20 protein-coding genes and 1 other RNA gene are annotated in these 24,568 nt (G+C 40.5%); 8 read left to right on the forward strand and 13 right to left on the reverse strand.

The genetic code is table 11. The features are described 5' to 3' along the window. Together LS48_RS11870 and LS48_RS11875 are read left to right on the forward strand one after the other, a co-directional pair. A partial coding sequence (locus LS48_RS11870) for a T9SS type A sorting domain-containing protein (protein ID WP_076692470.1) occupies positions 1–2,784 on the forward strand: 2,784 nt, incomplete at its 5' end. A gap of 127 nt (positions 2,785–2,911) precedes the next feature. Then, positions 2,912–5,038, forward strand: a complete 2,127-nt coding sequence (locus tag LS48_RS11875; RefSeq protein WP_062622803.1) for a M3 family metallopeptidase — start codon at positions 2,912–2,914, stop codon at positions 5,036–5,038. Between the two features lie 75 nt (positions 5,039–5,113). Here the strand turns inward: LS48_RS11875 and LS48_RS11880 are convergent, their stop codons facing one another. Beyond that, entirely contained in the window at positions 5,114–7,282 is a 2,169-nt protein-coding gene (locus tag LS48_RS11880; RefSeq protein ID WP_062622741.1) for a S46 family peptidase, read from the reverse strand. A gap of 154 nt (positions 7,283–7,436) precedes the next feature. After that, a complete protein-coding gene (locus LS48_RS11885; protein WP_131807724.1) occupies positions 7,437–7,871 on the reverse strand; it encodes a hypothetical protein in 435 nt (144 codons plus the stop codon). Positions 7,872–8,411: 540 nt separating this feature from the next. Between LS48_RS11885 and LS48_RS11890 the strand changes: the two genes are divergently transcribed. After that, the gene (locus tag LS48_RS11890; protein WP_062622743.1) at positions 8,412–10,322 is read left to right on the forward strand and encodes a T9SS type B sorting domain-containing protein; all 1,911 of its coding nucleotides are present in this window, start codon (positions 8,412–8,414) and stop codon (positions 10,320–10,322) included. 72 nt (positions 10,323–10,394) lie between these two features. On the opposite strand, the gene LS48_RS11895 is transcribed toward LS48_RS11890, so the two are convergent. From LS48_RS11895 to LS48_RS11930, 8 genes are all read right to left on the reverse strand, one after another. Next, positions 10,395–10,898, reverse strand: a complete 504-nt coding sequence (locus tag LS48_RS11895) for a GreA/GreB family elongation factor (protein ID WP_062622744.1) — start codon at positions 10,896–10,898, stop codon at positions 10,395–10,397. 124 nt (positions 10,899–11,022) lie between these two features. Further along, complete coding sequence (locus LS48_RS11900) at positions 11,023–11,601, reverse strand: T9SS type A sorting domain-containing protein (RefSeq protein ID WP_062622745.1); 579 nt, start codon at positions 11,599–11,601, stop codon at positions 11,023–11,025. Between the two features lie 73 nt (positions 11,602–11,674). Then, the gene (locus LS48_RS11905; protein WP_317038844.1) at positions 11,675–12,562 is read right to left on the reverse strand and encodes a DUF5777 family beta-barrel protein; all 888 of its coding nucleotides are present in this window, start codon (positions 12,560–12,562) and stop codon (positions 11,675–11,677) included. 5 nt (positions 12,563–12,567) lie between these two features. Then, positions 12,568–12,945, reverse strand: a complete 378-nt coding sequence (locus LS48_RS11910) for an OB-fold protein (protein ID WP_062622746.1) — start codon at positions 12,943–12,945, stop codon at positions 12,568–12,570. 11 nt (positions 12,946–12,956) lie between these two features. Next, positions 12,957–13,505, reverse strand: a complete 549-nt coding sequence (locus LS48_RS11915; protein ID WP_062622747.1) for a YceI family protein — start codon at positions 13,503–13,505, stop codon at positions 12,957–12,959. Positions 13,506–13,527: 22 nt separating this feature from the next. After that, on the reverse strand, positions 13,528–13,890 hold the full coding sequence (locus LS48_RS11920; RefSeq protein ID WP_062622748.1) for a hypothetical protein: 363 nt from the start codon (positions 13,888–13,890) through the stop codon (positions 13,528–13,530). A 163-nt stretch (positions 13,891–14,053) separates the two neighbouring features. Further along, the gene (locus LS48_RS11925; protein ID WP_235811033.1) at positions 14,054–14,521 is read right to left on the reverse strand and encodes a hypothetical protein; all 468 of its coding nucleotides are present in this window, start codon (positions 14,519–14,521) and stop codon (positions 14,054–14,056) included. A 33-nt stretch (positions 14,522–14,554) separates the two neighbouring features. Beyond that, a complete protein-coding gene (locus LS48_RS11930; RefSeq protein WP_062622749.1) occupies positions 14,555–16,303 on the reverse strand; it encodes a hypothetical protein in 1,749 nt (582 codons plus the stop codon). 116 nt (positions 16,304–16,419) lie between these two features. Here LS48_RS11930 and LS48_RS11935 point away from each other — a divergent pair, with 116 nt between their 5' ends. The 3 genes from LS48_RS11935 to LS48_RS11945 are packed head-to-tail and all read left to right on the forward strand — an operon-like array spanning position 16,420 to position 20,442. Then, a complete protein-coding gene (locus LS48_RS11935; RefSeq protein WP_062622750.1) occupies positions 16,420–16,929 on the forward strand; it encodes an RNA polymerase sigma factor in 510 nt (169 codons plus the stop codon). 59 nt (positions 16,930–16,988) lie between these two features. Next, on the forward strand, positions 16,989–17,900 hold the full coding sequence (locus LS48_RS11940) for a FecR family protein (RefSeq protein ID WP_076692472.1): 912 nt from the start codon (positions 16,989–16,991) through the stop codon (positions 17,898–17,900). Next, positions 17,881–20,442 carry a TonB-dependent receptor gene (locus LS48_RS11945; protein ID WP_062622752.1) on the forward strand — a complete coding sequence of 854 codons (2,562 nt, stop codon included), beginning with the start codon at positions 17,881–17,883 and terminating at the stop codon, positions 20,440–20,442. Before LS48_RS11940 ends, LS48_RS11945 begins: the two co-directional genes overlap by 20 nt. A gap of 386 nt (positions 20,443–20,828) precedes the next feature. On the opposite strand, the gene LS48_RS11950 is transcribed toward LS48_RS11945, so the two are convergent. The 3 genes from LS48_RS11950 to ssrA form a co-directional block, all read right to left on the reverse strand. Then, positions 20,829–21,035, reverse strand: coding sequence for a hypothetical protein (locus LS48_RS11950; RefSeq protein ID WP_062622753.1), 207 nt, complete (start codon positions 21,033–21,035; stop codon positions 20,829–20,831). 32 nt (positions 21,036–21,067) lie between these two features. Further along, a complete protein-coding gene (locus tag LS48_RS15350) occupies positions 21,068–21,208 on the reverse strand; it encodes a hypothetical protein (RefSeq protein ID WP_157881735.1) in 141 nt (46 codons plus the stop codon). Positions 21,209–21,959: 751 nt separating this feature from the next. Then, positions 21,960–22,358: a transfer-messenger RNA gene (gene ssrA, locus LS48_RS11955) on the reverse strand. Positions 22,359–22,522: 164 nt separating this feature from the next. Between ssrA and LS48_RS11960 the strand changes: the two genes are divergently transcribed. Both LS48_RS11960 and LS48_RS11965 read left to right on the forward strand, forming a co-directional pair. Further along, positions 22,523–23,731, forward strand: coding sequence for an NAD(P)-dependent oxidoreductase (locus LS48_RS11960; protein WP_062622806.1), 1,209 nt, complete (start codon positions 22,523–22,525; stop codon positions 23,729–23,731). 30 nt (positions 23,732–23,761) lie between these two features. Beyond that, complete coding sequence (locus LS48_RS11965) at positions 23,762–24,568, forward strand: SDR family NAD(P)-dependent oxidoreductase (RefSeq protein WP_076692471.1); 807 nt, start codon at positions 23,762–23,764, stop codon at positions 24,566–24,568.

Genomic DNA, 24,568 nt, shown 5'->3' on the forward strand with positions numbered 1-24,568 from the left:
GACTTTACCGTAACCGTAATAGACAACGAGCTGCCAGTGGCGGTTTGCCAGGATATTACCGTAGATCTTGACCCTGTTACCGGCATGGCTACCATTACCGCTGCAGATGTTGACAACGGTTCTACCGACAACTGCGGCATTGCCTCAATGAGCCTTGATGTTTCATCATTTGATTGCTCAATGACCGGTGCAAACACCGTGGTTATGACAGTTACCGATAACTCAGGAAACATTTCTACCTGTACTTCTACCGTTACCGTTCAGGACGTTACAGCTCCTGAGGTATTCTGCGTGGGCGGGTTTGGAATCTTCACAGAGTCTGAGGACTTTGAGGGCGCTACAATCCCAACAGGATGGACAACGGTAATTGAATCTGGAAGTCAGGACTGGACATTCGGAAGTGGCGATATGCCAACCGGCGGTGATTTTCCTACCAATGCAGCGATCTTTGATGACGATGCAGCAGGATCTGGTCCAGCAAACATGGCAAGACTTTTATCTCCTGTATATGACCTTACAGGTGGAAGTAACGTACAGCTTTCCTTTGACTATGCCCTTCAAGATTTTGTTGGCGCGGGCGTGCTCTATGCAGAAGTATGGGACGGAAGCGCTTGGCAACAAGTATTTATTATTGATGACGTTGATGTGAGCCCTGTAAATACTGGGGATATAGATGTTTCAGCTTATGCAAACGCAGCATTCCAGGTTCGTTTCACTTATGATGACGAAGATGGTGGTTGGAACTGGGGAGCTGGCGTTGACAACTTCCTATTGAGCTATGAGGCTGCCTCCGGTGGAGGACTTGACGTCTTCCTTGATGCGAACGGTATGGCCTCAATCAGCCCTAACGATCTTGTGACCGGTGTTAACGAGGCTTGCGGCTACACCATTACCGCTGGCGGTGTTGGTGGAGGAACCATGGGATCACTTTCTACCCTTTTCACCTCAAACAACGGTGGAGCAGCGGGATGGACAGTTATGTACGACCTTACGGTAGGACCTAATGACATCGAGGTAACGGATATCGATGTGAACATTGACGGTACCGCTGCCTTCAACCTAGATATGTATACCTTGGTGGGCACGTACGTGGGCAACGAGCAGAATGCTGCTGCCTGGGGAGCTCCCGCGGCTTCGGGAACCGGAACCGGTCTGGGCATTGACCAGCCGAGTAATGCAGTTCTTGCGACCCCGGTTGTCTTGAGCGCGAACACCACATACGGTATCGCCATTGTGACCGATTCTGGCCAAAACTACACCAATGGGGATGGATCCAACCAAAACTTCTCGAACGCTGACCTATCATTATCGTTAGGTTCTGCCGTTGCGGGATTGTTTACCGGATCTGTGTTCTCTCCACGTGTGTGGAACGGTACTGTTCACTATACAGTGGCAGCCAGCTCCGGTCTTGACTTTACTTGCGCTGACCTGGGCGAGAACATCATTGAGGTTACCGTTACCGACGACAGCGGAAACTCTTCTACCTGTATGGCAGTGGTAAATGTGATTGATAACATTGCACCTGTGATTACCTGCGGTCCTCCTGTGACTACTGTATCAGAAACAGTAGATTTTGAAGGTAGCTCTATACCTTCTGGATGGACTACCCAGATTAATTCTGGTTCTCAGGACTGGGCCTTCGGTTCTGGCGATATGCCAATAGGAACTGACTTCGCCTCAAACGCAGCCATCTTTGATGACGACGCAGCTGGTAGCGGTGAGGTAAACAACGCTACGCTTATCTCTCCGGTATATGATATAAGCGCTGCTTCTACTGCCTCGTTGTCTTTTGACTATGCAATGCAGGAGTTTGCCGGTGACGGTACACTTACCGTTGAAGTTTATGATGGGGCCGCATGGCAACAGATTCTTTTTGTTGATGTTGATACTAATCCTGTCAATACAGGAGCCATTGATTTGGCAACTTACCTAAATGCTGACTTCCAAGTTCGTTTTACATATGACGATGAAGGCGGTTGGGCCTGGGGTGCCGGTGTGGACAATTTCGAGCTTAACTATTCTATTGTTCCAACGAGCAACGTAGTGGAAATCGAATTGGGTCCTGACGGAACTACCTCTGTAGATCCCTACAGTCTTGTATCTAATATAGATGAGGCCTGTGGTATCGCTACAATTGCTGTAGATGTGCCAACAGTAAGTTGTGCAGATATAGGAGGTACCTTTATGGTTACTGTATTTGTTAGTGATACTAGCGGCAATATTGCTTCTTGTATTGCAGAGGTAAGTGTGGTAGACAGGCTTGCTCCGGAACTAACCTGTCCAGCAGACCAGACAGTTGATCCAGGACCAGGTAACATATTCTATATATTACCGGATTATTTCGCAACTGGCGAAGCTATCGCGGATGACAACTGTACAGACCCTGTAACAGATACGACCCAAGACCCTGCTCCCGGTACGGCGTTGCCCGATGGTGTTCACACCATTACGTTCACCGCTACCGATGAGTACGGAAACACTTCAACCTGTAGCTTTGAGCTTACAGTTGAGTCTGTGCTTGGTGTGAGCCAAAACTCTTTGGACGCTGGCGTGGCACTATATCCAAACCCAGCGAGCAATGTTGTGAACCTTGTTAACAAGACCAACATTTCCCTAGAGAAAATGATGATCTATGACATAAACGGAAAACTAGTAAGCCAGACAGACCTTCGCGCTATGCAAGGTGAAAGAGCGGTAGATGTTTCATCGCTTGCTGCTGGAGTTTACGTTGTTCAGATTATTGGTGACAACGCAAGCACTGTGAAGCGCTTGATAAAAGAATAATCACCAAATAACCAACCAAAAAGGAAACCCCTTCAGCTTTTGCTGAGGGGGTTTTTGATTATAGCTATTTCACTGTATGCATCTTACCAATTATGTATCTTTACGTTTCTTATTAAAAATCAACAAAATGAAAAAAGCAATTCCTTTATTTGCGTTAGCCCTTATGATTGTGGCCTGTAATAATTCCAAAGAAAAAGAAAACCCGAATCAAACTGAAGAACAAATGAATGAGATTGAAAATCCGTTACTTTCAGAAAGTACCTTGCCCTATGGTGCACCTGATTTTTCCAAAATAAAAGATGAACATTTTAAGCCGGCAATGCTGGAAGGAATAAAACAACAAAAGAAAGCCGTAGAAGTTATTGCCAATTCGGAAGATGAACCCACTTTTGAGAATACAGTTATTGCCCTTGAGAAAAGTGGTGAATTATTGAATAGATCTTCACAAATATTTTATGCACTTGCAGGTGCAAATACCAATGAAACCCTGCAGGCGATAGAGGAGGAGATGGCTCCAAAGTTTGCTGCCCAAAAGGATATGATTTATTTGAACGATAAACTCTTCAAGCGGTTTAAAACACTTCACAATAAAAAAGAATCGCTAAACCTCGATTCGGAATCTTTAAAGCTTTTGGAAGAATATTACGAGGACTTTGAAATTGCTGGCGCCAATCTTTCTTCAGAAGACAAGGAAAAACTGAAGCAATACAATGAAACCATAGCCACGCTGACCACCAAATTTGGAAAAACACTATTGGATGCCAACAATGCCGGGGCAGTCACGTTTACCAATAAGGAGGATTTGGCAGGGGTGGATGAAGATTTTCTGAAATCAAAGGAAAATAAAGACGGCACAGGATGGAAAATTCCACTACAAAATACCACCCAACAACCTTTGTTGCAATCTATGCAAAATAGAGCAAGCCGTGAAAAATTGTTTAAAGCGGCTTGGCACAGGGCAGACCATGGCGCAAACGATACACGCGACTTAATAAAACAATTGGTGGAAGTGCGTGCCCAAAAGGCAAAACTACTCGGATTTAACAATTATGCCGAATGGAGCCTTCAAAAAACGATGGCCAAGACCCCTGAAAATGTAAATGCATTTTTCGGCAAGCTTATTCCCGCCGCAACGGCCAAAGCGCAGATGGAAGCTGATGAAATTCAAAAAATGATAAATTCCAAAGGAGAGGACTTCACCTTAGAACCTTGGGATTGGAACTATTATGCCGAAATGGTCCGCAAAAAGAAATACGATTTGGACGAGGACCAGATAAAGCCCTATTTTGAACTTAACAACGTTTTGGAAAAAGGTGTTTTTTATGCGGCCCAAAAGTTGTACGGAATTACCTACAAACCCAGAACCGATATACCCACCTATCATGAAGACGTAAAGGTTTATGAGCTTTTTGAAGAAGACGGCGAACCATTGGGACTTTTTTATACAGATTATTTTTCGCGCCCAAGCAAGAGTGGCGGGGCTTGGATGGACAATTTTGTAACCCAATCTAAGCTATACAACAAAAAACCGGTAATCTACAATGTTTGTAACTACCCAAAACCTGCAAATGGTGAACCTGCCTTGTTGACCTATGATGAAGTTGAAACCATGTTCCATGAGTTCGGGCATGCGCTGCATGGGTTTTTTGCAGACCAGCAGTATCCCTCGCTTTCGGGTACTTCGGTGGCGCGCGATTTTGTGGAGTTTCCTTCCCAGTTCAATGAAAACTGGGCGCTTTATCCAGAAATTCTTAAGAACTACGCACTTCATTATAAAACGGGAGAGCCCATTCCACAAGCTTTGATCGATAAGATCAAAAATTCGGGAACTTTCAATCAAGGCTATAGTTTGACCGAAAACTTGGCTGCATCAAATCTGGATATGCAGTGGCATACCATTTCTTCCGATAAAAAAATAGAGGATGTAAACGCTTTTGAAAAAGAGGCCTTGCACAACACCAAACTCGATGTGGTACACGCGGTGCCGCCCAGATATCGCTCCACCTATTTCTCACATATTTTTGCGGGAGGCTATGCTGCGGGCTATTATTCCTATTCGTGGACGGAGATGCTCCATCACGACGCCTTCAATTGGTTTGAGACCCACGGAGGCCTGACCCGTGAAAATGGCCAGCGTTTCCGCGATATGGTCTTGTCGAAAGGAAATACCATGAATCTTGAGGAAATGTATAAAGATTGGCGCGGCAGCGATCCGAAAATCGGGCCAATGCTGAAGGCAAGAGGATTAAAGTGATAAATTAAAAAAAGAATGCACGAATAATTCTATGTAATTATTCGTGCATTTGTATTTAACACTACAAGCTTTTTGTTACTTTTTCTTTTTAGAGCTTTTCTTATCCTTCTTGGGATGCACTAACTTTAGTTCATCAATCAAATTAGTTGCTCCAGCATATTTATCCATTATAAAAAGCACATACCGAATATCGACCATAATATTACGGGACAGCGCAGGGTCGTAGTAGTAATCACTCATAGTTCCTTCCCAAACGCGGTCAAAGTTTAGGCCGATTAAATTTCCGTGGGCATCAATGGCAGGGCTTCCGCTATTGCCGCCAGTGGTGTGATTGGTGCCTATGAAGTTAACTGGCATTTTGCCGTTTTCGCCATAGGGGCCATAATCCTTTGCTTTGTAAAGATCAATCAATTTTTGGGGCACATCAAATTCATAATCGCCCGGAATGTATTTCTGCATAACGCCTTCAAGGTGCGTCACTGGCTCATAATAAATAGCATCGGCGGGGGAGTAGCCAGCTACTTTTCCGTAGGTTACGCGCAGGGTTCTGTTTGCATTGGGAAAAATACGCGCTTCCTTGGGGCTCAATTCCAGCAGTGCTTTCATATAATCGCGTTGAAGTCCGGAAATGTTTAGTTCCAGCGCTTCGTATTTTGGAGCAACCTTGTCAAAATAAGTATCGGCCATTTCCTGTGCAACCTTGAATCCAGGGTCGTTGTTTAACTTTTCAATGACCGTTTCGGCATCGCCTTCCAACAAAATTTTTAGGGAATTATGATCAACGAACGCGGAATTGCTATAGACAGTATTTGCAAGTTGTGTGGCGTTTATATTCTGAAAGGAAGCGGGCAAAAACTGCAGAGGAACATTTTCAGCATAGAGCGCGATCAAAGCTTCAAAAACCTCTTTGTCCACTTGTTTGTTATAATCTTTATAATGGCTTTCGGCACTTTCTATAAGATTGTTTTTTCTGTCCATAAAAGATTGGGCGCCACGATTTTCGTACACTTGTTTCAATTGGTACGTTTGGAAGGCCAAGCGCAGCAGTTCCACATTGCGCACTACGGTTTCAAGAAAATATTCCCTCGCTAAGGCATAAGGCTCTATTTCGGTATAATACTCCTCAAATTTTGGCAAAAGTTGTCCGTACTGCTGTTGTTTTCCTTTTTTGTTTATCTGTTCGGTCAGCGCTCTTTCCTGTTGCTTTTTAATCCCTACGGCATTTGATTTTGTCAAGCCAAGAGTTTCACCTTTCCACTTTTTCCAGTAATTGGCAATGCGGGCAAACTTTGAGGCATATTGAATTTTAATCTGCGGATCGGCACGCATATACTTATCCTGAATGGCCAAGGCAGCATCGCGAATAGCAATACGCGCGGGATTTACCGTATTAATAACCTGTTCAATTGCAACGGAAGGCAAATACTCGTCCGTAGTGCCGGGATAGCCGAAAACCAGCGTGAAATCGTTTTCGGCTACACCATCGAGCGAGATGGGCAGGAAGTGTTTTGGCGTGTAAGGTACATTGTCTGCGGAATATTCTGCGGGTCGGTTATTTTTATCGGCGTAGATTCTGAAAAGCGAAAAATCACCGGTATGCCTTGGCCATATCCAGTTATCGGTATCGCTGCCAAACTTTCCAATGGAAGAGGGTGGAGCGCCCACCAAACGCACATCCTTAAAAGTTTCAACTACAAAGAGCATATACTGGTTGCCCTCATAAAAAGTACGTACACGGTTTTCCTGCCAGGCTTCCTTGGGCGAAGTCTGGACCACGAGAGCGATATTCTCTTCTATCTTTTTTTGCTTATCTGCCTCACTCATTGCTTCGTTAATACCTTCCAGAACCTGTTCCGTTACGTCTTCAATACGAACCATAAAGCTGGCCGTTACGCCGGGATTGGGAAGTTCATCCTTCAGGCTCATTGCCCAAAATCCATTTTCCAGATAATCATTTTCCAAAGAGGAATGGCTCTGTATCTGCGAATACCCGCAGTGATGGTTGGTAAGCAGAAGCCCTTGGTTGCTTATAACTTCGGAAGTACAGCCGCCGTTAAAATGCGGAACGGCATCTTTTAGGCTGGCATTGTTAACGTCGTAAATATCCTTGGCGGTCATTTTCATGCCGAGGTTTTTCATTTCGGATGCGTTCATCCCTTCTAAGAGGGAAGGAATCCACATGCCGCCTTGTTGGGCGAAAAGAGGAAAGGATAGAAGAATAAAAAATAGTCGGAACAGTTTCATTTGAATGTTTTTTAAATTGTTGCAATATACTAAATAGAAATATTTATGAACGACAAATTAAATATTCATAACGTTTTTGACGGTATGTTTTAAAACGAAAGAAGTCCGATTTTTTTAAATCGGACTTCTTTTAAATTAGTTTTTGATAGCTTAACTATAGGCCACAATCATCTAAACAGTATTCAAAATACATAGCCCAACTGTTGCCGCCATAAGGTAGACCTGCTGCCCAGCCTGTTTCTGAACCTGTTGGGCCATTTACTTCCGCGTGCGCTGCAATACATAGACAGTTTGGTAAATCTGATAAAGGAATACTGTAAGTGTAGGTTGTAGTTCCGTTCGGATGGCTTGCCGAGTAAGGGAAATGTCCAATACGTGGATTTCCGGATTTATTGGATGGTCGTTGGGAACAATCTCCTACAAAAAGGTGTGATGCGTTAAGTATCCAGTCCCCTTCCATGCTATAGGTGACCAATAGGTTGTCTCCGTAGATTGCAACCTCTACATTTCCAGAATCATAATGTTGTCCTGCCATAAGATCGACTTGAATGCAATAACCGTCACTCGTAGGTTCCTCTCTTGAAGCCACAATATCATCTGGTTGATTGATCAATAGATTATCATTTTCGTTATCCCTAGAGCAACTGGAGATGAAAATTATACCTAAAAAAAGAATGAGTAATTTTGTTTTCATAATTTATTTGTTTAGAGGTTGTTAAGTCAAAGGTAAATAAAAACTATTCATTTAATTTTATTTATTAAAATAATCGATTAAATGTAAAATTTTATCGATAAAATACATTAATTGGTATTTTATATACGAATTAATTGTTAATAAATTAGAAAAATATAGTTTCAAAAGTTATTGAAATTTATTAAGGTGATTTTTTTGTGTTCAATAGAAATAATTTCCAAAGTTTTTATTCGGCATCTATATTTAAATGGAACAACTTCATTCCTAATATATACAGTCAATGCCACTGATAACACTTTTGTTTGAATGTTTTGCAATTGCTACAATATGCTAAATAGACATTCAGAATGAGTTTGATAATCCGTTTTAAAAATATATCGCTATTATGTAAGAAGAACTATATTCGCATTCTATTACGTTATAATTCTCTTTTTTATGTCCTGGATTTTCAATGTGGTTTGGATATTAAGCCAGTTTCTTTCTACTACTTTAGTTACTCAAGCTTCCACAATCTTGACATCTTCTGCTTTAAAACCGCAGCCACCTACATTGCAATTTAAGTATTGTGATCCTGATGGCGATGGCAAAATTGAGCTGAACCTTGAACAAATATCCCAGGAAGCGCTTAATTATTATGGTTTGGATCCTAACGATCCTGAAGCTATTTTAATCTGTAATAGTGACGGTTCATACGTGAAGCTCAACAATCCTTCCCAAGAGCCTACCTTGGAATATATATGCCAAGTGGTTGGGCCCCTTACCGATATAGCTGTAAATGATGTGGGAGATGTATTTGTAAATACCTTTCTATCTATTTATAAAATGGATGCCACAGATTGTTCCTATAGCTCGGTCTTTCCCGTGATTTATGGTGAAGTTTTAAACTCGCTTTCTTTTGATACTGGCGGAAATATGTACTTTGGTTTTGCAGATCACAGCAAGGTTTATAGATATGATGCCGATGGCTTGACAGATCCTTATATATGGCATGATTTTGGACAGGGCAATGCGGGTGGCGATTTCGTGATGGTGGATGGCAAGCTTTACATTTCGTGGGACGACGGATCTTTTAATAGACTTTATGAGGTAACGGTAGATGCAGATTACAATTACGTTTCGCATATAGATAAAATGGAACTTCCAGAAGGTACCTACGGGTTGGCTAGTGAATTTGGAAGTCTTTACGGCGTAACTATTGACTGGCTCTACAGAATAAAACTAGACACTCATACTTTTGAATCTGTAATTTATAATACCTTCGGAAACGGGGACTGGTACGGAGCAGCTGGACTACACGAAGGAATGATACTGAATGCGGCACTTTTTTCCAGTAGTTCAGATGCCAATAACAATACAAACCCTCTTCCACCCCTTTGGACCAATACCCAGAGTGGGCAACAAACTATTTATGTGCGTATTGAAAATGAAACCACTGGGGAGTACGTAATACACCCAGTAATTATTACTGTAAATAATACTCCCCAGCTTACCCAGCCCGAAAATTTAATGCAGTGTAGCGATGATGAAGTGAACACGTTTGACCTGCAACTTGTGGAAGATGAGCTATTGCAAAATGTTACTGAAAGTGTTGTGGTTAGCTACCATGAACTTCCAGAACACGCCGACTCTGGAACAGACCCACTCCCAGTATTATTTGAAATGGATGTTTCGCAAAAAACTATTTATGTTAGGGTAAAAAACAGAAATAATGATTGCTATGCCGTAACGAATTTTCAATTAATTGTAAAGTCTTCTCCAGAATTGGCACCTTTGGTCACTAATAGGACAGAGCGTAGCTTGAGCCAATGCTATATAACTACAAGTGGTAGGGGTTATTTTATGCTTGATGAAATGTATCAACAAATTGTGATGGATGGTAATTCAAATTACATTTTGAAATACTATAGTTCCTTTTCAGATGCCCAAAACGGTTATAATAGAATTCCAAAGTTGTTTTATTCTGACGAAGGTAGTGTGTATGAGATTTTTGTAGCCGTGACCAATGATGATGGATGTACGTCTATTTCAAATTTCTTTTTGGATGGCAACTGCGTAAAATACACTTTGGACTTGGGCAGTATTAATTTTCCCAACTTTTTTACTCCGAACGGAGATGGTATTCACGACTTTTGGAATATTTATGGTGTTTCAGAAAAATTGCAGAAAGAAACAATTGTAACAATTTATGACAGATTCGGTAAAAAAATCTTCGGATTTAAACCATATAACATTATTGGTTGGGACGGAACTTATAATGGAAGGCCTATGCCATCCAGCGATTACTGGTTTGAAGTTGCTACACCTATAGGGGCAAGATTTACAGGGCATTTTTCCTTAAAGCGATAAGCACTTTAATTTTTGGCTGTAAGTAATTAGTGAATGACTTTGAAGATTTGTTTCGAATGATTTAGAGTGTGATTATTTATATATAATATTCAAAATTTCTATTTCTCTAATTTCCTTACCCAGTTTGAATTGCAAAATGTCCCCCACATTATTCCCTGTGAGGGCAACCGCTAGGGGAGCAACGAATGCAATTTTTTGCTTCGCCACATCAGCTTCGTCAACACCAACTATCTGAAATGTTTGAGCAGAGGTGGAAGTGGAAATTTTATAGGTAACCGTGGCGCCAAAACGCACTTCATTTTTAGGTTGTTGGTTTGGTTCTAAAACTCTTGCGGAGGCAATGCGTTCGTTTAGTAAATCCAATTTGCCATTTATTACGGCCAACTCTATGCGGCGTTGTTGCTCATGCTTGGTAGGAAGCGTGGCGCGCTCCTGTTCCAGTTGTTTGCGTTCGTTCAATAACAATTGCATTCCCGTCGGAGTTACATAATTCGTTGCTCCATTTGGCAGAGCGGCACGTGGAGGTATTATGGGTGTTTCTTCTTGGTCTCCTTCTTTTACAAATCCTCGGCTCATATAATCTTTTATAAATAAAGATACTTATTTTTAGATATTGAGAGTTTTTTTGATATTGTCAAAACAGATTAACATAGAAGAGGCTGTCTTTTAAACAGCCTCTCTCATTAAAGTTGTAATTTTTTTACCGTTTTATCACTTTAAAAGTTGATTGTAAATCTTCAGAAATTGCATTTATAAAATACAATCCGCTCTCTAACTGGGACATATCAATTTCAATGATATTGCCATTCGCGGGTCCCTGCGCTACAAGACTTCCCAAAGTATTGTAAATTTTATAATTGTCCAGCTTATAAAGAGAGGTTACGGTTACTTTATTTTGTACAGGATTGGGATAGAAAGAGATATTTTTTCTGAATTTATCCTCAACAGAAGCAATGTCTTCTACAGTTATCGTGCCTTCCATATTAGAGTGTACATCGCATTTATAGTCGTTTGTACCAATTTGTGTAAATGTATAAGAAAACTGGGAACCGCTGCCAGTGAGAATACCACTGTCAAAATCTTCTTGACTGCCAGATTCACTAGTAACGGAGTGGGGCACTTCATCTGTCCAAGTCCATCTTACCGTATCGCCCGGTCCAACGGTTATGCTTACATCTCCACTGGGCACACCAACGAACCAGTCTAGGTCAAAAGTTGTTTGCGCAGTTGCCATAAATGCGGTTAGCGCCATCACAAAAAATAGTTTGATTTTTTTCATAATATTTAGTTTTAGGTTAATATATACTCATTGTTAATTTTTATATTTCAGCGATTTTTTCTAAAAAAACTACTTAAAAGACGCGGCTTATATTAAAGCCGAAGAAGAAATCGCCATCGGTCCAATCTCCCTGCCCCTGAATTATGAAACCGTCTTCAAACATTGCTTGGGCATTGGTGAAATGCATTTGGAAAACATGGCCGCCGGTTTCAATATCTACACCCACTGACAGAGGATTCTGGAAATTGGAATTTTTGTTACGGTTTAAATGGATACCATAATCTGCATTAATGCTCACACGGTTTGAAATTTTATACCTTCCGCCCAATCCTAAGGCGTACTGATTGTTTTTTTCATCGTAGTTCAAGGTGGTTCCGTCATTTAAAGCTTTCCTGCTGCGGGTTGCCAAATTCTCGTGTATAAAAGTTGGCGCTACCAATAATGAAAATGATTCATTAAACTTTTTTGATATTAAAAGCTGAGAAGTATAAGTAAGCCTATCTGCAAACTCGAGGTTTGGGTATTCATCCTGTCCCAGAGAAGTGTTTACGGTGATCAAATTATAACCTACTAATGTTACCGGAAAACCATCGGTTTCCTGAGCTATCAATCTGTATTTAGCGTGAATTCCATATTTTTTTTGAAAAGAACTTCGCGCAATACCAATATTCAACCAATCATTAAAACCATAAATAAATTTTAATTGTGTAACGGCATTGTCCAGTCCAAAAAAATCATCAAATCCATTTTTTACCGACCCGAACCGATGGGCCACAATAAAATAGAAGTCTTTTTTGTCAGCAAGTTTGGTAGATTCAAAATTTACCACTTTCAGACCCTTAAAAGCGGCAATTACCGTTTTGTCGATTTCTGCTTCGTTTTCCAGATCGTTCAGCAAATCTTCTTGCGAAAAAAGACTCAGCGGAAGAAGGAACAGTAAAAAAATAATTTTTTTCATCATTAAAGCTATTTTATCAAGGTGCATTGATCCAGTTTTACGATTTCAAAAAGCTCGTCATACCCAATACATCTGCCTTTGATTGCTACTTTGATATTTGCTCTCAGCTCCGGGATTTCCTCGTGAAAACTTGCATATACACTTTCGTTAAGAGTAACTGCACCTTCTTCTATAGAGGTTATAGTTCCGGTTACGGTTATGGTTTTGTTGAGCAAACTAGCACCATCATCTGTTTTAAAACGTTCCAACAAATAAGGGGCAGTAATTTCCAGTTGTGAGGTTTCCGATTGAATGTCCCGATGGTCTTGGTACATATAGTTATAGACCATAAAGCCACCGATTACAACCAACAATATCAATATCAGGAATAATCTTTTCTTTTTCATTTGTTATCTTATTATTGCTTCTGTAGTTTAAATACTGCGGAAACGTTTACCTCATCGGCAATCTTTTTGCTTACGATGGATGGAATTTTAATATTGAATTCTTCTGGTTTTAATACAAATTGGGCAGTAACCCATACATCTTCCCCTTCTTTTGAAATCACCGCGGGCACTTCCATGGTCTTGTCAGTACCGTGAAGGTTGAAAGTTCCGTTTATAACATATTCTTTCTCTCCCGATAATTCGAAATAGTCAAAATCTTGGATCTTGCCTTTAAAGGTAGCTTTGGGATATTTGGAGGATTCTATATAATTTTCATTAAAATGTTCTTCCATTAATGCCACTTTAAAACGAAATCCTTTCATTAGCGCAAGTGCGGCAAAATTTCCAGTGCCAGTTTCCAAAACTGCGCTTACATTGTTGTTTTCAGCCTTAACTTCCTCAAACGATGGAACGGAAGCCTCAAAGTTTATTTCTCCGGTTTTGGTTGCAAATTTTTCTTGACCAATCGCAGTTACGGCAAAGGCAAAGCAAAAAATCAATAAAACAATTATGGTTTTCATATGTAGAATTATTTTATAAAATCTAGTTTTCCAGCAGTCCATCTTGGTTCCACTGTATTATTAAGTCTATTTGTTGTTGGGGCAATCGTGGCCCGCCCAAGGGCATTAACCCTTGCTCGCCTTCGTTCCTGCTTATTCGGTCTATTAGGCCTCTGGTTTCAACAGCATTTTTTATTTCCGAATAATTGGTCAAAGGCATTGGCGCGCCATTTTGGGGCGGATTGCTGTGGCAGGCGGTACATACATTTTCAAAGACAAAGGCCACTTCTTGAAAGGTTACAACCTCTATGGGATCTTGTTCCTCAATCGCTACAATATCGTCATAGGTGCTGGTGGTGCAGCTTACCAACAAGGCAGAAATAAAGAAGAGGCAGTATTGTTTCATAAAGCGTTTGTGTTTTTTCCGATATAGTATTAGAACATTTAAAAAAGAGAAAACCCTACTTTAAGAAGTAATTTTTTTGAAATGAACTATTGTTCCCGAAATATATCCAAACAAAAAAGCCACGGAAAACCGTGGCTCATTCGCGGGGAAATTAAACAAACAACTAAATTTTTTCAAAAGTGAGAAAGTCTGTACCTCCATTGCCTCCACTTACATCAGTGAGTTCAATTTTGGAATTAGTTACAGAAATAATATCCCAGTCATCTGAAAGTTCTTCAAAGTCTGGTGGCGAAGCAAAGAAAATATTGAAGTCGGTATTACTGGAGCCACCATCGTCATCACTGGAATTACTATCTGTTACAGACCAAGTTCCGGTGATTGTCGTGCTACCGTTTACTGCTACTAAAGAGCCGTTTTCTTTAAAAGTAAAAGTATAACCATTAAAATGGTTTGTTTCATTTTGATCAGAATCAAAGAAATAAGTTATTTTCCATGACCCATTTTGGGCGGTGTTTTGGGTCTGTTGCGCTGTAGTTTCCTGTTGCTGAGTGTTATCATCATCTTTGTCGCAGGACATTGCCAAACCTGTGTATATAAAAAAGGTGAGTATTAATTTTGTGATAATCTTCATAGTTTAATTTTTTTTTGATTTTTATTTATGTAATTAATTCTTTTTGAAAATCAAGGTGTCTTCAATTTCTCCTTGACTATTTCGGGTAATAAAGGTTGCGGACGTTGTTGTATATTGCAATGTCTTGTATTCATCGTCATCGGCTCCATTAATGGGACTGTCCATATCAAACTCAAAATTTAGTTCCTGTCCGGTGACGGTAACTATCCAAATTCCATAAACATACTCCGTACCATTGGTAGCATAAACGGTCTGGTTACTGTAGAAGTTAAAATCGTACCCATTAAACTCAGACGTTTCATCGTTACCATCGTCTAAAAATTTCTCCACATACCAAGTTCCCGATTCAAGAATGTCTCGCAATTCTTGTGGGTCAAGGCCGCCACCGCCGTTTGGCTCGCGGCCAAAGGTCAGGTAGTCTGTTCCGCCGCCACCGCCACTTACATCAGAGAGACGAATAATAGTTTGTGTAGCTTCCAGCACTTTCCAATCATCGTTCAATGCCGCAAAATCACCATTTGTACTTGTCTCAAAATTCATGATGAAGTCTAGATTGCCGCTATTTACTTCGGCGGTCCAAAAACCGTTAATGGTGTTTCCACTGCTTACCGCTGTTGCTGAACCATTTCCGAAGAATGTAAATTCGTATGCATCAAAATTTGAAGTATGGTCCGTGCCGTTCTCTTCCAGTAAGTTTACATACCAGTTTCCCGTAATCAGGTTTTCAATAAAAAGGTTCAACTCGGTGTTGTTGCCGCCTGTATTTGGAGTTCGGCTAAAGGTCAAAAAGTCTGTACTACCATCGCCACTTATGTGTTTTAGGGTAATTATTTCGGCGGTTGCCTCCAGTATTTCCCAATCTTCATCAAGTTCATCTAGTGGGGCAGCTGTTCCGAAGAAAAGGTCAAATTTAAAATTATCGACAAGCGCCCAAGTTCCAGCTGTAATTACACTTGCTTTTACCGCTTGTGCCGTTCCGTCCAAAGCGAAGGTAAATTCATAACCGGCATAATTGTCAGTTTCATCATAATCATCAAAAAAGTAATCAACATACCAAACACCCGTTGTCAGATCTTCCTCAAATTGTGAAATATCTATAGGGTCATTATTTGTGTTCGTCACACAATCATCAATCAATGTTTGTAACTCTTGGTTACTGTTCGCTTCCACGGTAGTACCGTCTTCAAGAATCACCGAAATAGGAAAATCCAGACTGATGAAATCATTTGGCCCCAAATTTTGCAGAAAGATGAATAGTTCCAAATCATTATTAATGGTAACTGTTCCTGTCTGTTGCTGATCTGAATTATAGGTGAAAAATGAAATAGGATATACAAAATCCAAACAGCCAATTTCAACATCGTTTGTGCCGCAAGTATCGGCAAGAGCGTCAAGTTCAGCTTGGGTGTTTACCGTTATTTGGGTGTAATCAAACAGCTCCAAATTTATTGGGAAAAAGATTTCTAAAGTATCTGTATCGTTTGGAAAGAGGTTAAATATTTCTTGAATTATAGTTATATCTTCAGGAGAATTGATGGTCACCTGCTGTCCGTTGGCAATAACAGTCACTGGCAGTACCACCGCCGTGCAGCCATTACCGTCAATAATATCGTCATAAGCGCCCGGATTTTGTGAGGTGCGCAGCAATAGCCCTGTCAGAGGTGAACTGGCTGTAATAGTCTCTTCATCTTGGGTTTCATCAATATGCTCTTCCTCCTCTTTTTGGCAAGAGAAGAGCGAAAGGCCCAAAAAGAGCACCGCGAAAAATTTGAAAAAAAACATTTTATTCACATTCCGAAAGTTAGGATGTTGTACCATAATAACAAATAAAGAAAAAACTACCCTACCCTACAAGTGGAAATATTTTTAAATATATTTGAAAACCATCAATCTCATGTATGAAAGAACCCGAAAACGTTTGTAACGAGAGTATATTCAATCGTCTTTACGAAGCCCACGGCAAACCGGTCTGGCGCTTCATCTATTATAAATGTGGCGATGGAGCGCAGGCGGACGACTTGGTGCAGGAAGCCTTTATAAAACTGTGGCAAAATTGCGCAAAGGTAACCCAGGAAAAGGCAAAGTCTTTTTTATACACCGTTTGCAACAATGCGTTTTTAAATGAAGTGGCGCACAAAAAAGTTGTTTTGAAATACGCCAAAGCAAAGCCCACAAAAACAAATTTTCAATCCCCCGAGTTTTTAATGGAGGAAGCACAATTTCACGAAAAACTCAAGAATTCAATTGAAAATCTTACCGAAGCCCAACGCACCGCTTTTCTTTTAAACCGTATTGAAGGAAAAAAATATGCTGAAATTGCCGAAATGTTAAATATATCGGTTAAAGCCGTGGAAAAGCGCATGAGCAAGGCTTTGGCAACGCTTCGGGATGAAATTGGAAATATATAATATATTTTTAAGGTAGGGTAAAGCCCGTTATGGCTGTTACACCTTTGAACATAATGATAATGGAAAAAGACCAATTATTGCACAAATGGCTCAACAATGAAGCTACCGCAGAAGAGCTGGAACAGTTAAAGGCAGACCCAAAATACGCTTCCTATCTTCAGATTGCCGATGCCAGTTCAGGTTTTGGGGTTCCTGAAATGAATAGTGAGGAAAACTTCGAAGCTATTTCAAAAAAGATAAAACCCGTTCGTCAATTACAAAAGCCGAGTGTTTTTTCAGTGGTTTGGAAGGTGGCCGCAATATTCGTATTGCTAATGGCGGGGTATTATTATACTACCACTTTGGACACTTCCATCACAACCGATATTGCACAAACAGACACATTTTTGCTGCCCGATGATTCTGAAGTTATGATGAATGCAGGCTCCCAGATTACTTATAACAAAAAGGATTGGGAAAAAACAAGAATGCTTTCCTTGGAAGGGGAAGCCTATTTTAAAGTAACAAAAGGAAATAAATTTAGTGTGAAAACTCCTGAAGGAACCGTAACCGTGTTGGGCACACAATTCAACGTTTCCGCACGGGATGGGCTTTTTGCGGTTTCCTGTTATGAAGGTTTGGTAAGCGTGGCCTTCAACGAAATGTTTATAAAATTGGCTGCCGGTGAAAAAGTGGAAGTGGAAAACGGAAAACTAGTAAGTAGCGGTGCTACCGAAAATCCTTCGCCAGTATGGATCCACAGGGAAAGCAGTTTTGAAAATGCGCCACTGCAAAGGGTGATAAAAGAATTGGAAAGGCAATACCCTGTAAAAGTTTCCGTAGAAAATGTTGATGCAGCCAAAAGATATACCGGCACCTTTACCCACACAAACCTTGAACTCGCACTAAAGTCAATATGTGAGCCCCTGCAGCTGAATTATAAAATAAATAAAAACGGAGCAGTAACCATTGATGCCAAAAATAGCAAGTAGCTACCGAATCTTGGTTTTCCTTTTGGTGTTCTGTGTCTTTGGAACAAAAACCATGGCGCAGGAAACCGAAGAAACTACCCTTGTGGCCTATTTGGAAACTTTGGAAAAGCAATATAATGTCCGCTTTTCCTATGTGCGGAAAGAAGTTGAGGGCATTACCCTAAAACCGATTTCCGAACAGGACACGCCTATGGAAAACGTGCTATCCTACCTTCGGGAGAACACGCCCTTTCTTTACAACCGTATCAACGAACGCTATATAACAATTACTTCCAAGGAAAATGAAGGCAACCTTTGCGGAAGGATAATCGACTTGGAAACCCAAATGCCGCTGGAAGGTGCAACTATTATTTCAGAGAACAATTCCTTTAAAACAATCTCAAACGCCGAAGGTTTTTTTTATATCCCCCTACAAAGTAAAAACATAAACTTTACGGTTACCTATGTGGGTTATGCCAAAATCACAAAAAACACTTCAGATTTATCCCCAGATTGCACCGCCTTGCTTCTTACGCCCTCCGTTGCGGAACTGGAGCCAGTAATAGTACAGAATATATTTACCAAGGGAATTGATAAAAATATGGATGGTTCCATATTGCTTTCTACCCAGCATTTCGGACTGTTGCCGGGACAAGTGGAAAACGATGTGCTACAGATTGCGCAGGCGCTTCCTGGTGTGGAGAGTGTGGATGAGACCATTTCAAACATCAACATCCGCGGGGGAACGCACGATGAAAATCTATTGCTTTGGGACGATATAAAAATGTACCAGAGCGGGCATTTCTTCGGGCTCATTTCCGCCTTCAATCCAGACCTTACCGAAAAGGTGACACTTTATAAAAACGGAACCAACATCCGTTATGGCGAAGGGGTTTCGGGCGTGCTGGATATGCGTTCAAAAAATACCCTTTCCGCACAAACCGAAGCGGGCTTAGGCTTTAATCTCATAAACGGCAATGGTTTTTTAGACCTTCCCATTTCCGGAAAGGCCAGCATTCAGGTTGCCGCCCGAAAATCCATCAACCACCTTTGGGAATCGCCTGTTTATAAAAACTATACCAAACGGATTTTTCAGGATAGCGAAATTACCAATGTTGAAAACAACCAAAACAACATTGCGATAAATACCGACGAGGATTTTAGTTTTTACGATGTAGGCACCAAATTGCTCTGGGAGGTTTCAGAGAAAGACAGGCTACACATCAACTTTTTGACCATAGATAATTCCTTGGATTTCACTGAAACTCTGGAAACAACTTCCCAATCAAAAACCAGCAAGTTGGACCAGCGCAGTCTGTTGGGCGGTATTTCTTGGCATCGCTCGTGGAATGACAGAATGGAAACCACCGCTTTGGCCTACGGCACCTATTATTTGCTGGATGCCATTAACAGAGATATTTTTACCACCCAGGAACAACAGCAAAAAAACGAAGTGCTGGAAACCGGCGTGAAGCTGGACGCTGCCCTCAAACTTTCGGAAAAGCTAAAACTCCAAACGGGCTACCAATTTTCAGAAATAGGCATTGCAAACACTCAAGACATCAATCTGCCGCGCTTTCGCGATTATGAAAAGGATGTGTTGCGAACCCACGTGGTTTTTGCGGGTTTGAATTATCTGTCTAAAAATCAAAAAACCTTTGTTGCAGGTGGTTTACGGGGAAGTTATTTCACAAAATTTGATGATATTTTAATAGAGCCTCGATTGAGCCTGCACCAAAAGTTTGCCAACGGCTTTGCGGTAGAGCTCTTGGGAGAATTCAAAAGCCAAAGCACCACCCAGCGAATTGATTTTGAAAGTGATTTTCTCGGTATTGAAAAAAGGAGATGGGTTTTGGCCGATGGTGAGAATACGCCCGTCATTAAAAGCAAACAGGTCTCTGCGGGATTGGTTTACAACAAGCGTGGGCTGTTCATCAATGCCGAGGGTTTTTATAAAATAGTGGAAGACATAAACATTGCAAACCAAGGGCTTCAAAACCAGTTTCGGTTTTCAAGGGCCACGGGCAATTATACAGTGAGGGGTGGCGAATTTGTTATCAACCAAAAAAAAGCATACGTCAGCCTTTGGGCCAGTTATAGGTACAGTAAAAATGATTATGGGTTTAAAAGCCTTATGCCTTCCACCTTTCCGAATAATTTGGACATACAGCATTCGGCAACCGTTGCAGGAAGCTATTCGTGGCAGGCCTTAAAGATTGCTTTGGGGCTGAATTGGCACAGCGGAAAACCTTATACGGTTCCGTTAAAAAATGCTGAAACCACAACGGAAGGGGGCATAACCACCATTCAGTATGATGTGCCGAATAGCGAAAGACTTCCGAATTATTTTAGAACGGATTTCTCGGCTGAATACCTTTGGAAACTATCACCTACCATTGACGCCAAAATAAACTTTGCACTTTTAAATCTTTTGAATACCGAAAACACCCTAAACATCCGCTACGCTTTGATAGGCGATGAAAACAATCAGGTTTCGGTAAACAAAATAGAGGAAATTTCCTTGGGCATTACACCCAACTTTTCGTTCCAAGTGTTGTTTTGATTGCGCATTTATTGGCGTGACCCAAATTTTAGTGCTGAACTTCCTCCTTCTAATTAAGAATTTCTCACCTCTTTTCTTATTTCCGTCCGTGAAGATAACTGATGATGAACAATACCAAAATCAAGACAACTGTAGCCACAAATAGATTTCCTACACCCATAATAAAAGATTTTTAAAGTTTAAAATACAATACCCGCGTATGTTTCTAAAAGTAAATATAAAACAATAGGCGGAAATTTAAAGTGCCACAGCTTTAAAACAAGGAAATGGATTGAATTGTGGGTAGTGAATGCCTTTTTTGAATTCTTATCTTGTATCACTACATTCCTATTACCTAAGCTTTTAATTCAAAGCATAAATAACGAGAGCGTTATACTTTTAAAGAATTATTTCTTTTTATAAGGCGATTTTTTCGTTGTGCCCTTTTCACCATAACCTGCAGGATCATTAGATTCGGGAACGGCTTCCGGATTTTCTTTGGAAGGGTTTTTTGTGGCATCGGGCTTAGAGTTGGGCGCACCTGGATAGTCTTGCCCCTCAATATCTTGTTCGTTTTTCTTTTTCGGATCTAACATTGGAGTTTTCTTGTCCATAACTCTTTTTTTTAATTGTTATATCTAATAAATTATTCTTCCTCTTTTTGTGCGTTTTTTGCATCTTTTCCGTCAGTCTGCGATTTTGGGTTTAGGTTGTCATCTTTAGCAATTCCTTTAGCGTGCGGAATTGGATGTTTTCCTTGTTTGTCGTCAAAATTTGGTGTTTTCATAATATGTAGTTTTAAATTATTTCAATGCTCTAAAAGCAGTTGTTCTACAAGCTAATGAAACTTTAAAACAATACAATTTTTGATAACACTATTTAACAGCTTCTTTTTTATATGTGTTAAAAATAATTGGAAAATAGTATCCCAATTTACTAACGATGGAACACAATTAATTTTTTGCTTATTGAATTTTTATTGTGTATATACATCTAAGCTTTTTATTACGGAGCGCAATTAATACAAGTCCAGAAAACCAAAACATTCCTTGGGTAGAAAAAAGGATAGATTACAAAGAGGTATTATTAAATCCGTTTTTGAAGTCAATTCGTTGTAAAGATTGCCTAAGAAGGCAAGCCTAGCACAGTCGAGTTCCCTTAATTCTCCACTGGGATTTGCCTCTTTTAAATTTTTTCCTCAATTAATATTTACCAAGCAATGAATGCTTACGTGCGTGCCGAGAAACAGGATAAGATTATGAGGGAGTTGCTAAACGAGCAACAGTTGGAAAACTACCAGCAATGGGCAAGAGAACATGCCAATACCTTTGGTGAATAAGCCGATTAATTATATTGACAGTCTATACTGTAAAACAGGATTATTGGTAAATCTATGGGTATATGCATAATGCTGAAACTATTTTTAGAAACTTGATTTACTGACAACGCTAGAGGAGTGTCTATAAAAAATGAGAACCCTTGAGTGCGAGTACCGCAAATGAGAAAGCCACACCAATTGGTGTGGCTTTCTCATTTGATCGTGGAGCCGGAGGGATTCGAACCCTCGTCCAAACAAGCAACTATACCGCTTTCTACATGCTTAGTTTTCATTTAGATTTTCGTGGGCTTGCCGGTCGAAAACTACCAACGCACCCCTTAGCTTTACTTGAGCTTCACAAGAGCATCAAAGCACTACTCTTGCTAGGTTTACTTTTACGAAGCCACTATGTCAACCGCCGTAAACCAAGGCCGTTGAGTGACTTCCTGCTTGCCCACCTTGTGGGCCGAGGCACATCCTACTATGATTCGGATTATGCAGCTAGGGCGTAGTTATTCTCGCCGTTTAAAAAGTGTGAAATATGATATTAACGAGCTATATCCCAGCGCTCGGCATGCTTACAATACAATTAGACCCGCTGTCAAAACCAGTCGGCCCCCTTTGTTAGTATCCAGTAATCAGTAATCAGTGTTCAGTAGCAGTATTCAGTGCTTGTATTAACCTGAAACCTGAAACCAGAAACCTGAAACGGGCAACAAAGATACATGAAAAACCCTATCTTTGCCACCGCAATTATTCATTCAAAAAACATACCAAATGCCCATAACCTTTGCCATCATCAAAGAACGGAAAAACCCGCCAGACCGACGGGTAGTCTTTTCACCTGAAAAGTGCCAAGAAGTCATAAAAAAGTTTCCCGATGCACGGATAATCGTGGAAGCCTCAGATGTTCGCATTTTTCCAGATGAAGCTTACCGCGATGCAGGTTTTGAGGTGGTTGAGGATATTTCAGCAGCAGATGTGATGCTGGGCGTAAAGGAAGTGCCCGTGGATGCTTTGATTCCGAATAAAAAGTATTTCTACTTCAGCCACACCATCAAAAAACAACCCTACAATCGCAAATTGCTAAAGGCGATGCTTGCTAAAAATATTGAAATGTTTGATCACGAAACCATCGTAAATGCAGACAAACATAGATTGATCGGGTTTGGGTATTATGCTGGATTGGTGGGCGCCTATAATGGCTTTAGAGGTTTAGGTTTGCGTGATAGGCTGTTCGCGCTCCCAAAAGTCGAAACCCTTCCAGACCTTGAAGCCGTAAAAGCGGAACTGGATAAGATTACACTTCCGAATATAAAAATTATACTTTCCGGAACAGGAAAAGTTACCCGAGGAGCAAAGGAGATTTTAGATCATTTAAAGATTAGGGAAGTTACCGATGCCGATTATCTTTCCAAAAATTACAATGAGCCTGTATATTGTCTTATTGACGTTTCAGAATACAATAGGCGTAAGGATGGTGGCGATTTTAACAAAGAAGAATTTTATAATGATCCTTCAGAATACGAAAGTGATTTTATGAAATATGCCAAAGTTACCGATATGTTCATTACGGGCCATTTTTTTGGAAATGGCGCTCCTTACTTATTTACGCGAGAGGATGCCAAAAGCCCTGACTTCAAAATAAATTTAGTGGCTGATATATCGTGTGATGTTGATGGTCCTGTGGCCAGTACCTTACGAGCTTCTACAATTGCTGAACCATTTTATGGATATGATCCGCAGACAGAAAGCGAAACCACCTTTGATGCTCCCGGCACTATCACTGTTATGGCTGTGGATAACCTGCCATGTGAATTACCTAAGGATGCAAGCGAAGGTTTTGGTGATATGTTTTTAGAAAACGTAATGCCTGCTTTTTTTAACGGAGATGAAGATGGCATTTTGGAACGGGCAAAAATTACTACAGCAGACGGAAAATTAACTCCTAGATTTGCATATTTAAAGGATTATGTAGAAATTGCCGACTAACAAATTAACTTTTTGTTAACAACCTAGCAATTGAATTTAATCAAAGAAATACAAAAAACAGCACTTGTTACTGGAGCTGCTTCCGGTCTAGGGTTTGAATTGGCCATGCTTTTGGCCAGAGACGGATATCAGCTGGTATTAGTAGATGTAAACGACAAAAAGCTTCAAAAAGCGAAAGAAGATATACTATCTCTTTATTCTTCTGAAATACAATTGATGCATAAGGACTTGAGCCAACAAAATGTAGCAGAAGAGATATTTCAAGCTATTGAGGGGAAACGCATTGATGTTTTGGTGAACAATGCAGGTTTTGGTATTTATGGAACTTTTCACGAGACAAATTGGGAGCGACAAGCAGAAATGCTAAACTTACATGTAATTACTACAACACATTTAACAAAACTAGTATTGAAGGGAATGGTTGTACGCGGCCATGGAAAAATATTGAACATATCTTCACTTGCAGCTTTTCAGCCTGGGCCATTGATGTCTTTATATTATGCCTCCAAGGCATATATTCTATCTTTTTCAGAGGCTATAGCCAATGAACTAAAGGATACGGGTGTTACCGTAACCTGTCTATGCCCTGGGCAAACTAAGACTTGTTTTCAGGATGTGGTGACCAATGGATCGAAAGCTTCTGAGAATAAAATAAAATTCAATATTGCTTGCCCAAAGGCTGTTGCCGAATATGGTTATGAAGCAATGCGAAAAGGGAAGATAGTAGCCATTCCCGGAAACATTAATAAGCTACTGTCCAAATTGCCCAGATTTGTATCGCGCCGCACAGCTACTGCTGTTATACGCCGAATTCAAGAAAAAAACCGAGAGGTTTAA

Source organism: Aequorivita aquimaris, from assembly GCF_001573155.1.
Classification (GTDB): Bacteria; Bacteroidota; Bacteroidia; order Flavobacteriales; family Flavobacteriaceae; genus Aequorivita; species Aequorivita aquimaris.

Coding starts and splice junctions, on each gene's coding strand:
- LS48_RS11875 (WP_062622803.1), top strand. CDS start 2,912: ATGAAAAAAGCAATTCCTTTATTTGCGTTAGCCCTTATGATTGTGGCC.
- LS48_RS11880 (WP_062622741.1), bottom strand. CDS start 7,282: ATGAAACTGTTCCGACTATTTTTTATTCTTCTATCCTTTCCTCTTTTC.
- LS48_RS11890 (WP_062622743.1), top strand. CDS start 8,412: ATGTCCTGGATTTTCAATGTGGTTTGGATATTAAGCCAGTTTCTTTCT.
- LS48_RS11895 (WP_062622744.1), bottom strand. CDS start 10,898: ATGAGCCGAGGATTTGTAAAAGAAGGAGACCAAGAAGAAACACCCATA.
- LS48_RS11900 (WP_062622745.1), bottom strand. CDS start 11,601: ATGAAAAAAATCAAACTATTTTTTGTGATGGCGCTAACCGCATTTATG.
- LS48_RS11905 (WP_317038844.1), bottom strand. CDS start 12,562: ATGATGAAAAAAATTATTTTTTTACTGTTCCTTCTTCCGCTGAGTCTT.
- LS48_RS11910 (WP_062622746.1), bottom strand. CDS start 12,945: ATGAAAAAGAAAAGATTATTCCTGATATTGATATTGTTGGTTGTAATC.
- LS48_RS11915 (WP_062622747.1), bottom strand. CDS start 13,505: ATGAAAACCATAATTGTTTTATTGATTTTTTGCTTTGCCTTTGCCGTA.
- LS48_RS11920 (WP_062622748.1), bottom strand. CDS start 13,890: ATGAAACAATACTGCCTCTTCTTTATTTCTGCCTTGTTGGTAAGCTGC.
- LS48_RS11925 (WP_235811033.1), bottom strand. CDS start 14,521: ATGAAGATTATCACAAAATTAATACTCACCTTTTTTATATACACAGGT.
- LS48_RS11930 (WP_062622749.1), bottom strand. CDS start 16,303: ATGTTTTTTTTCAAATTTTTCGCGGTGCTCTTTTTGGGCCTTTCGCTC.
- LS48_RS11935 (WP_062622750.1), top strand. CDS start 16,420: ATGAAAGAACCCGAAAACGTTTGTAACGAGAGTATATTCAATCGTCTT.
- LS48_RS11940 (WP_076692472.1), top strand. CDS start 16,989: ATGGAAAAAGACCAATTATTGCACAAATGGCTCAACAATGAAGCTACC.
- LS48_RS11945 (WP_062622752.1), top strand. CDS start 17,881: ATGCCAAAAATAGCAAGTAGCTACCGAATCTTGGTTTTCCTTTTGGTG.
- LS48_RS11950 (WP_062622753.1), bottom strand. CDS start 21,035: ATGGACAAGAAAACTCCAATGTTAGATCCGAAAAAGAAAAACGAACAA.
- LS48_RS15350 (WP_157881735.1), bottom strand. CDS start 21,208: ATGAAAACACCAAATTTTGACGACAAACAAGGAAAACATCCAATTCCG.